The sequence below is a fragment of the Cognatilysobacter lacus genome (genome assembly GCF_008274655.1).
GTDB classification, from domain to species: Bacteria; Pseudomonadota; Gammaproteobacteria; order Xanthomonadales; family Xanthomonadaceae; genus Cognatilysobacter; species Cognatilysobacter lacus.
The window spans coordinates 1-9,401 of record NZ_VTRV01000105.1 but is presented as its reverse complement, the minus strand read 5'-3'; the positions used below and the strand labels follow the sequence as shown (position 1 = coordinate 9,401).

General features: G+C 69.7%; 7 protein-coding genes. 2 read left to right on the top strand and 5 right to left on the bottom strand.

The genetic code is table 11. The annotated features are described in order from the left end of the window. Positions 1-1,996, bottom strand: a 1,996-nt coding sequence (locus tag FW784_RS09815; protein WP_149353168.1) for a transglycosylase domain-containing protein, incomplete at its 3' end; no start/stop codon positions are given. A 260-nt stretch (positions 1,997-2,256) separates the two neighbouring features. On the opposite strand from FW784_RS09815, the gene FW784_RS09810 reads away from it, so the two are divergent. Beyond that, a complete protein-coding gene (locus FW784_RS09810) occupies positions 2,257-2,487 on the top strand; it encodes a KGG domain-containing protein (protein ID WP_149353167.1) in 231 nt (76 codons plus the stop codon). Positions 2,488-2,558: 71 nt separating this feature from the next. Here the strand turns inward: FW784_RS09810 and FW784_RS09805 are convergent, their stop codons facing one another. After that, positions 2,559-3,338: an SDR family oxidoreductase gene (locus FW784_RS09805; protein ID WP_149353166.1), complete on the bottom strand. Its 780-nt coding sequence runs from the start codon at positions 3,336-3,338 to the stop codon at positions 2,559-2,561. A gap of 68 nt (positions 3,339-3,406) precedes the next feature. On the opposite strand from FW784_RS09805, the gene FW784_RS09800 reads away from it, so the two are divergent. Continuing rightward, complete coding sequence (locus FW784_RS09800) at positions 3,407-3,646, top strand: hypothetical protein (protein WP_149353165.1); 240 nt, start codon at positions 3,407-3,409, stop codon at positions 3,644-3,646. Here the strand turns inward: FW784_RS09800 and FW784_RS09795 are convergent. The 3 genes from FW784_RS09795 to sppA form a co-directional block, all read right to left on the bottom strand. Beyond that, positions 3,640-4,056, bottom strand: coding sequence for a response regulator (locus FW784_RS09795; RefSeq protein ID WP_149353164.1), 417 nt, complete (start codon positions 4,054-4,056; stop codon positions 3,640-3,642). The two genes, FW784_RS09800 and FW784_RS09795, sit on opposite strands and share 7 nt — an antisense overlap. A 122-nt stretch (positions 4,057-4,178) precedes the next feature. Next, positions 4,179-7,172: an ATP-binding protein gene (locus FW784_RS09790; RefSeq protein WP_187770761.1), complete on the bottom strand. Its 2,994-nt coding sequence runs from the start codon at positions 7,170-7,172 to the stop codon at positions 4,179-4,181. A gap of 127 nt (positions 7,173-7,299) precedes the next feature. After that, entirely contained in the window at positions 7,300-9,189 is a 1,890-nt protein-coding gene (gene sppA, locus FW784_RS09785; RefSeq protein WP_149353162.1) for a signal peptide peptidase SppA, read from the bottom strand. Positions 9,190-9,401: the final 212 nt, after the last annotated feature.

Here is a 9,401-nt window from a genome sequence, read left to right as displayed (position 1 = left end):
GCTCGGCGTCGACCGGCGGCTCGGGCGGCGGGGTGCCTTCCTCGTCGGTCGCTTCCGGCGGCAGCGCGGATTCATCCGGAGGCGGCTCGCTGCCGTCCGTGCCATCGCCTTCGTAGGCGGGTTCCGGGAGCACGGCCCCTTCGCCGCCGACCATCGACTCGTCCGGCACCGCAACCGGGGGCAGCGCCCGCAGCGGACGCATCAAGGCGCCGCCCGAGGGCGCGATACGCACCGCACTGGTCATGAAGTCGTGCCAGATGCGCGCCGGCAGCGAGCCGCCGGTGACGTGCTTCATCGGCGTGCCGTCGTCATTGCCGACCCAGATGCCGACCACCAGGTCGCCGGCCATGCCGACGAACAGCGCGTCGCGATGCTCCTGCGTGGTGCCGGTCTTGCCGAACGTGGGCAGGTTCGCGAGCCGTGCCGCGCGGCCGGTGCCGCGATCGACGACCTGCCAGAGCATGTCGAGCATCATCGCGCGCACGTTCGGGTCCATCGGGACCGGCGGCGCGACGGCCGCGCCCGGCAGGCCATGCGCCGTGATCGGCGCGGCGCCGTGCGCGAATGCCGCGTAGGCCGAGGTGAGCTCGAGCAGCGTCACCTCGTAGGCGCCGAGCGCGATCGACGGGTCGGTGCCCAGCGGGCTGGTGACGCCGAGGTCGCGCGCGGCCTGCACCACGGCCTGCGGACCGACCTGCTGCGCGAGCCGGGCGGCGGCGACGTTGCTCGACCGCGCGAACGCGTCGCGCAACGGAATGAGCCCCGAGTAACGCCCGTCGTAGTTCTCCGGCGACCACTTGCCGATCTTCAGCGGGGAGTCGTCGATGAGCGAGTCCGGGGTGGAGCCGCGCCGCAGCGCTGCGTAATACGTGAACAACTTGAAGGCCGAGCCCGGCTGCCGGCGCGCCTGCGTGGCGCGGTCGAACTGGCTGGCGGCGTAGTCACGCCCGCCGACCAGCGCCAGCACCTCGCCGTTGGGCGTCATCGCAACCAGCGCCGCCTGCGAGGCACCGACGCGCCGGCCTTCGCCCGCGAGCCAGTGGCGCACGGTCTGCATCGCGAGCTTCTGCATGCGCGCGTCGAGCGTGGTGCGCACGCGGACCTCGCCGTAGTCGGCATCGAAGGCCTCGCGCGCCTGCGGGGCGACCCAGTCGGCGAACCAGGTGCCGCCGGTCAGGCGCTCGTTGGACGCCAGCACGTGCGGGTCGCGCACGGCATCGGCCTGCGCCTTGGTGATCACGCCGGCATCGGCCATCGCCGCGAGCACCACGCGCATGCGCTTCAGCGCGGCCTTGCGGTCATGCGTGGGCGACAGCGCGGACGGCGCCTTGATCATCCCGGCGAGCATCGCGGACTCGCCGATCGACAGCGCTTCGGGCTCCTTGCCGAAGTAGTGGTGCGCGGCGCCGCGAAGGCCGTAGACCCCGTCGCCGAAGTAGATGGAGCTCAGGTAGCGCGAGAGGATCTCGTCCTTGCTCAACCTTGTTTCGAGGTAGACCGCGATCAGCGCCTCGCGGATCTTGCGGCGAAAGGTGCGGTCGGGCTCGAGGAAGGCGGTCTTGGCGAGCTGCTGGGTGATCGTGCTGCCCCCCTGCCGCACCCCGCCCGCGCGGTAATTGCGCAGCAGCGCGCGAGCGACGCCACGCGGGTCGACGCCGAAGTGGTGGTAGAAGCGCCGGTCCTCGATCGCGATCACCGCGCCGGCGACGTGCGCGGGCAAGGTGCGCACGTCGACCGGAGGCTCCTTCACCGCGCCCCGCTTGGCGAAGTCCACCCCGTTGCGGTCCACCAGCACCAGCGTGGGATCGGGCAAGGGCTCGAGCGCGCGGTCGAGCGGCAGCCGCCACGCCGCCCACGCGAACAGCAACACCAGCGCCGCCAGCGCGGCGAGCACAAGCCGGACGACAGGACGTCGGAGGATCGGAAAGGGCGTGGTGGGGGACGAAGGCGTGGAGGACGGCGTGTCGCCGTCCTCGTCGAAAGGCATGTTCAGCATGGCCGACGGTGTACCACCGCACGCGTGATCGCGACAGCCGCGCCCGCGTGATGACGCGCCGAAGGCGCTCACGCGCCCCTTCGCTGACTGAAACAGCTGAATCACGTTAGTTGGGCTTTCACCACGCCAAAGCCGCCTGCTAACGGCAGTGGGTCTAGCGTCGACCCTGGATCGAGCAGTGGAAGCCCACGGCGCAGGTCCGCGAAGACAGACCGACCCTTACCCCCACGCGACCCCACGTCGCAGAAAAGGAAATGGACATGGCGAACAACAACGATGGCAGCAGCGGAGGCCGCAGCAATCGCGGCTTCGCGGCAATGGACCCGCGCGAGCAACGCGAGATCGCGCGCAAGGGCGGCGAAGCGGTCAGCCAGGACCGCGAGCACATGGCGGCGATCGGCCGCAAGGGCGGTGAAGCCTCGGGCGGCGGAAACCGCGGCGGGAACCAGGCCAACCAGGAAGGAAGTCAGGGAGGCCGCGGGCACGAGTGACCGACGGCCGGCCCGCCTTGTGAAAAGCGCCCTGCGGGGCGCTTTTCGATATGTGGCGATCGGGACGGCGATCAGAACCCGTAGCGCAGCATTCCGCCGTCCACCGCGATGCACTCGCCCGTGATGTAGCCCGCCGCCGGCAGGCACAGGAACGCGACCGCGGCCGCGACTTCCTCCGGCTCGCCCACGCGCCCCAGCGGGGTGCGCATCAGCACGTCGTCGAGATAGTCGGGATCGGCCAGTTTGCTGGACGTGCGCCGCGTGCGGATGTACCAGGGCGCCACCGCGTTCACGCGCAGCCCGTCCTCGGCCCACTCGACGGCGAGGTTGCGGGTCATCTGGTGCAGCGCGGCCTTGGCCATCCCGTAGGGCGCGCCGGTGCGCACGTGGGTGATTCCGGACACGCTGCCCACGTTGACGATGCACGAGCGCGGATGGCGCGTGAGCATCGGATGCGCATAGCGCGAGAGCTCGAACGCCGAGAACAGGTTCACCTCGAAGATCTGCCGCCACTCGTCGTCGGCGTAGTCGGTCGCGGGCTTGCTGAGGTTGCCGCCCGCGTTGTTGACCAGGATGTCGAGCTGGCCCTCGCCCTGGTCCTCGACCCAGTCGAGCAGCTCCCGGCGCTGCTCGTCGACGCCAACGTCGGCGGTGAACGCCATCACCAGGCGATCGGGGAATTCGTCGGCGAGTTCCGAGCGCGCGCTGTCGAGCGAATCCCCGTCGCGCGCGGCGAGCATCACGTCCGCGCCGAAGCCCAGCAGTTCATGCGCGATCGCGCGGCCGATACCCGCGCTGCCACCGGTCACCAGGGCCAGGCGCCCGTCGAGTCTCCAGCGTGGATCGTCCATGCAGCCTCCGGCGGGGTGGCGCGTAGGATAGCCGTCGCGGGAACGCCCCCGTCCGCCGGAGACCGCCCATGTGTCGCCTGCCCGTCGTGTTGGTCGCCGTGGTCCTGCTCGCCGCCTGCTCGAAGCCGGCGTTGCCCGACAAGGACAAGCCCGTCGAACCCAAGGCCCTGGCCCGGCACGACGACCTCGAGCGCGCCATGCGTGAACCGCTACAGCGGGCGAAGGACACCCAGGCCGTGGTCGACGCGGCGGCTAGCGCGCAACAGGCGCAGATCGACGCTGCGACCGATCCGGCGCCTGATCACTGACCCGGGCCACGCGGCGGCGACTGTGCGCGGCCCTGCTCGCGGCATGCGTTGGCGATGCCGAGCAGCGCCTCGACCGATGCCGGCTTGCGCAGCACGCGGCATCCATAGCGCGCCTTGAGCTCGCGCGTCTGCACCGGATCGACGTTGGCGCTCAGCACGGTGACCGGGAAGCGCTCGGTGTCGTTGCGTCGGTGCAGCACGTCGAGGAACGACCAGCCGTCCATCACCGGCATCGACAGGTCGAGCAGTATCAGGAACGGTTCGATGTGGTCGTCGTCGAGGCGATGCAGCGCGTCCTCGCCGTTCTCGGCGACGTGCACGTCGAAGCCTTCCAGCTCGAACAGCGTGCGGAAGACTTCACGGATGTCCGCATTGTCCTCGACTATGAGGATGGCATTGCCCTGGTCCATATGAATTAGTGCGCGCGTGCAGGCGCTTCCGTGGTGTTCAATGCAATCTCGCGTCAAGCGGCACTCGGAGGCGTGAAGCGCGGCGTTAAACGCCCGATGCGTTCAGCGCGCGAACAGGTGCGTCAGCGCGCGAGCAGTGCCAGCACGGCGGCCGGATCGACCGGCTTGGTCAGGTGTGCATCGAATCCCGCGCCGCGCGCTTGGCTGCGATCCTGCTCGCGTCCCCAACCGGTGACGGCGACGAGACGCGCCTGCGCCGCGCGTGCATCGGCGCGCAGGTGGCGGGCGAGGTCATATCCGCTCATGCCGGGCAGGCCGATGTCGAGAAAAGCAATGTCCGGGTGGAACTCGTCGAGCAGCGCCAGCGCCGCATCCCCCGTGAACGCGCAACGCACTTCGTGGCCATCGAGGGCGAGCAATGCCGCCAGCGTCTGCGCGGCGTCGACGTTGTCATCCACCACCAGCACTCGACGCAGCGGCGAAACGTCCGGCACGGCATCGATCGGCGCGGCTTCGACGCGCTGGGCCGATACCGGCAATTCCACGATGAAACGGCTGCCGCGGCCGGGGCCATCGCTCTCGGCCCACAGCTGCCCGCCATGCAGATCGACCAGGCGACGCGCGAGCGTGAGACCGATGCCGAGCCCGCCGTACGCACCGGATTCCACGCCGCGCGCGAACATCTCGAAGATCGACTCGAGCTGGGTAGCGGCCAGCCCGATGCCGGTGTCGCCGACCTCGATGCGCACGCGCGCGCCGTGCAGCGCAGTGCGAAGCGTGATGAGCCCGCCGCGCGGGGTGAACTTCGCCGCGTTGTTGAGCAGGTTGGTCAACACCTGGGAAAGCCGGGCTTCGTCGGCGTCCAGCACCACGTGCCGCGCATCCATGTCGAGCTTGAGCGTGAGGCCCGCCGCATCGATCAGCGGGCGGCTCGCTTCGACCGAGCTCGCCACCAGCCCGCCGACGTCTACCAGTCGACGCTGAAGACCGATGGTGCCGCGAGTCACGCGCGAGAGATCGAGCAGGTCGTCGATCAGCCGCACCATGTGCGCGAGCTGGCGCTCCATGATTGCGCGCGTGCGTGCATTGCGAGTCGCGTCGCCGTCGGCCTGCAGCAGGGCCAGGCCGGTGCGGATCGGCGCCAGTGGATTGCGCAGTTCATGCGCGAGCGTCGCGAGGAATTCGTCCTTGCGCCGGTGTTCGTCCTGAAGCTGGGCGTACAGACGCGCGTTGTCCACTGCGCTCGCGGCGCGCCGCGCGAGTTCCAGCGCCAGCGCGACGTCCGCGCGCTCGTAACGACGCCCGCTCTCGGCATGCACGAGCGTGAGCACGCCGATCACGGTGTCGCGCGCCACCAGCGGCACGGTGATGTAGGAATGCAGGTCCAGGCTCAGCAGCAGGCGCGCGTGATCGGCATCCACCGCGCCCTGCTCGATCAGCCGCCTCGGAATGTCGGCCGTCCAGTCCGGTGTGCGCGTCTCGATGACCTTCCACGCGCCGGCGCCCCGGCGCGGCGGGTAACGCTCGAACACTTCGCGCGCAATGGCGACGCGCGCCGGATCCGGGTGATGCACGGACACGCGCTCCAGTTCGCCGTCCTCGGTGAGCAGGTCTACCGCGAACCAGTCGGCGACCCGCGGCACCACGACCCGCGCGAGGTTTCCAAGCGTGGCCTGGTAATCGAGCGAACGACCAAGGATCTCGCCGGCGTCGGCCAGCACGCGGACCGATTCCTCCGCGATCCGGCGGTCGCTCACATCGACGGTGACGCCGAGCATCCGCACCGCGCGGCCGTCGTCGTCGAACTCGGCATGCCCGCGCGACTGCATCCAGCGCGGGCGTCCGGCACTGCGGCGCAGGCGGTACTCGATGCGGTCGAAGATGCCGGTCTCGAGCGCGCGCGCGGCAAGAGCCTTCACCCGCGGCAGGTCCTCGGGGTGGATCACCTCGAGGAAGGCGCCGAGCTGGCCCATGTCGATGCCGAAGAAATTCGTGGCGTTCTGCGAGCACTCGACGCGGTTGGTCGCGAGGTCCCAGTCCCACACCACCAGTTCGCCGGCCGCGAGTGCGCGGTTGAGGCGGTCCTCGCTGGCGCGCAGTTTCGATTCCGCACGGCGCGTGTCGGTGACGTCCTGATGCACAAGCACGACTTCGCGGATGGCGCCCTCGTCGTCGCGCACCGGGTAGGCATAGGCGCCGATCCAGCGCGTGGCGTCGTCGCGTTCATCGGCGCCCGCCACCGACACCGTGGGGTCGTACGGAATCACCGGCAACGCGGTCGGCGTGCCGGCGAACGCCAGCCGCAGCAGCGGCGTGATGCCTTTTTCCTCGAGCTGCGGATCGGTCAGCACGCTGTAGTCGCCGAGCACGTCGGCGGTCAGGCCCCACAGGCGTTCCCAGGCGGCGTTGACGCTGATCGTGCGGCCATCGGGCGACAGGCGCTGCGTCGAAAGCGGCGACTGCTCGGTGATCGCGCGAAAGCGTTGCTCGGACAACTGCAGCGCGGCCTCGGCCTGCTCGCGGCGCGCGATCTCCGCCTGCGCGCTGCGATAGAGCCGCGCGTTTTCGACAGCGAACGCCGCGCGCCGGGCGATTTCCTCGACGAGTCGCTGGTCGGCGTCGTCGAAGCGACGGTCGGTCTCGGTGATGCCGACGCTGAGCACGCCGATGACATCGCCGTGCGCGCGCATCGGAACCGCCACGTGCGAGCGCATGCCGATCGCGCGGATCAGTGCTGCGTGCTCGGCATCCTTGGTGTGCGATGCGACGACATCCGGCGTGACCACGTCGAGCCGCTCGCTGGCACCCGATGCCAGCACCCGCCCGGCCGGCGCCGGTGACTCACCGGGGCGCGGATTGCGCAGCGTCATCTGGTGGACCAGCGAACGTTTCTGCGGCAGCACGTGCGCGGTGGCGACGCGGCGCAGCACGCCGTTCTCGACCACGTCGACCACGCACAGGTCACCGAGCTCGGGTACGCACAGCTGCGCGACGTGTTGCAGGGTGATTTCGTAATCGAGCGAAGAGGCGAGCACTTCACCGGCCCGGGCGAGCACGTCGAGGCGATGCAGAGCCAGGTCGGCCGCGCTGGCGGGCCCTTCGTTTCGGGACGGCATGGGACTCTGTGGCCCGGGTGATTCCCCAAGCCTATGCGCCGGCCTGTCATTGCCACGTCGGCGCGGGGCCATGCGCACACTACGAAGGCGGCCTGGGCCGCCTTCGCATGCGTCGTTCAGTGCGGACTCAGAGGCCGCAGAAGCAGTACGCCACCGCCTTGACCGGGCTGCCGTGGCGATCGTTCGCCGAGGCTTCGAGGAACTGCAGGTCGCGCGCGGCCTGCGGTGCCGCGTACGCGAGCAGTGCGCGCGCCATGTCCGACTCGCGCAGCAGGCCAAGCCCGATCCGGCTCTGCGCCATGCCCTGGAAGAACTTCTCGAACGGCGTCGGCGTCTTTTCGATGTAGCGCACCGAGTATTCGCCATGCTTCCCGAGCTTGGCGCGCTGCGCCGCATCGTCGAGCGCCACCTGCAGGCCGCCCATCGCATCCACGATGCCGCGCTGCATGCCCTGGGCGCCGCTCCACACGCGACCCTGCGCGATCGAATCGATCTGCTCGACGCTGCGACCGCGTGCCCGTGCCACGCGCCCGGTGAAGTCGCGGTAGCCCTTCTCGATCACCGACTGGATCATGCCGCCCACGACGGGGTCGAGCGGGCGCGTCATATCGAACGCGCCGGCATAAGGCGTGGTGCCGACGCCGTCGGTATGCACGCCGATCTTTTCCAGCGCGCGCGGAATGGTCGGGATCACGCCGAAGATGCCGATCGAACCGGTGATCGTCGAGGGATCCGCATAGATGCGATCGGCATTCATGCTGATCCAGTAGCCGCCTGACGCGGCGACGTCACCCATCGACACCACCACCGGCTTGTGCGCGGCCTCGAGTCGTTCGACTTCGCGACGGATCTGCTCGGACGCGAACACCTCGCCACCCGGGGAGTTGACGCGCAGCACCACCGCGGCGACGTTGTCGTCGTCGTGCGCCTCGCGCAGCAGCGCGCTGGTCGATTCGCCGCCGACCTTGCCCGCGGGGGCGTCGCCGCCGGCGATTTCGCCTTCAGCCACGACGACCGCGACATGCTTCGACGGCATCACGCTTTCGATGCCCTTGTCGAGGTGCGCCACGTAATCGTCGAGCTCGATGCGCCGGAAACCGCCGGTCGCGTCGTCGTCGGCCACGCCCTTGGCGCGCAGCACGTCCCACACTTCCTGGCGCGTCTTCAGGCCGTCGACCAGGTGCTGCGACAGCGCGAGCTTGGCCAGGTCGCCCTGTGCCGCGGCGACGGCCTGCGGCAGCGTGTTGACGTTGTTGGTGAGCTGCGCGACGTCGACCTTGCGCACCTTGGCGATGTCGCCGAGGTAGCGCTGCCATACATCGTTCATCCAGAACAGGTCGGCTTCCTTCGATGCCGGCGACGCGGCGTCGAGGATGTAGGGCTCGGCGGCGGACTTGTAGGTGCCGACCTTGAACAGGTGCACGTCGACGCCGAGCTTGTCCTGCAGGCCTTCGCGGAAATACTGGCGATAGCGCGACAGGCCTTCGAGCGTCACCTGCCCCATCGGGTCGAGGTAGACCTCGTTGGCCTGGGCGGCGAGCAGGTACTGCTTCTGGTCCATCTGCTCGGAGAACGCGATCACCGGCTTGCCCGCGGCGCGCACGCGTGCGATCGCATCGGCAACCTCGCGCAGCGACGCCATGCCGCCGGCCTGCAGTTCGTCCACGTGCAGGAACACGCGCTCGATGTTCTTGTCGGTGCGCGCGGCTTCCAGTGCGCGCAGCACGTCGCGAAGCTGCAGTTCGCCGTGGCGGCCGCCGGCGGCGCGCTCGAGCGTGCGGCTGATCGGATCGGAGGTGTATTGCTCGACGAGCTGGCCTTCCGGCGCGATCACCAGCGTGGTGCGGCCCAGCAGCGGGTGCGCATTACCTCCCGCGAGCGATGCCAGGAACAGCAACGCGAACAGCAGCACGAGGCCGAAGAAGACGAAGTTGAGGATCAGCCGGCGCGTGAAATTCATCACGTCCCACAGGCCAACGAAAAAGCCTGCGATCGGGCCGCGGCGGGTCGGATTCATCGGGGGTTTGTCTCGGAAAGATGCAGGTACAGGGTAACGGGACGCACGCGGACGGTCATGTCCCGGAGGTCACCGGGTCCTCCTGCCCGGGGGTCAGGCGCTGGATGCGCTCGGGCCGGCTGGATCGCGCGAAGCGGCGGGCGAGCAGGAATGCCGCCACCCCCAGGCCGGCGATCAGCCCGGCCCACATCCCGCGGGGGCCCCAGGGCTCC

Coding starts and splice junctions, on each gene's coding strand:
- FW784_RS09810 (WP_149353167.1), top strand. CDS start 2,257: ATGGCGAACAACAACGATGGCAGCAGCGGAGGCCGCAGCAATCGCGGC.
- FW784_RS09805 (WP_149353166.1), bottom strand. CDS start 3,338: ATGGACGATCCACGCTGGAGACTCGACGGGCGCCTGGCCCTGGTGACC.
- FW784_RS09800 (WP_149353165.1), top strand. CDS start 3,407: ATGTGTCGCCTGCCCGTCGTGTTGGTCGCCGTGGTCCTGCTCGCCGCC.
- FW784_RS09795 (WP_149353164.1), bottom strand. CDS start 4,056: ATGGACCAGGGCAATGCCATCCTCATAGTCGAGGACAATGCGGACATC.
- FW784_RS09790 (WP_187770761.1), bottom strand. CDS start 7,172: ATGCCGTCCCGAAACGAAGGGCCCGCCAGCGCGGCCGACCTGGCTCTG.
- sppA (WP_149353162.1), bottom strand. CDS start 9,189: ATGAATCCGACCCGCCGCGGCCCGATCGCAGGCTTTTTCGTTGGCCTG.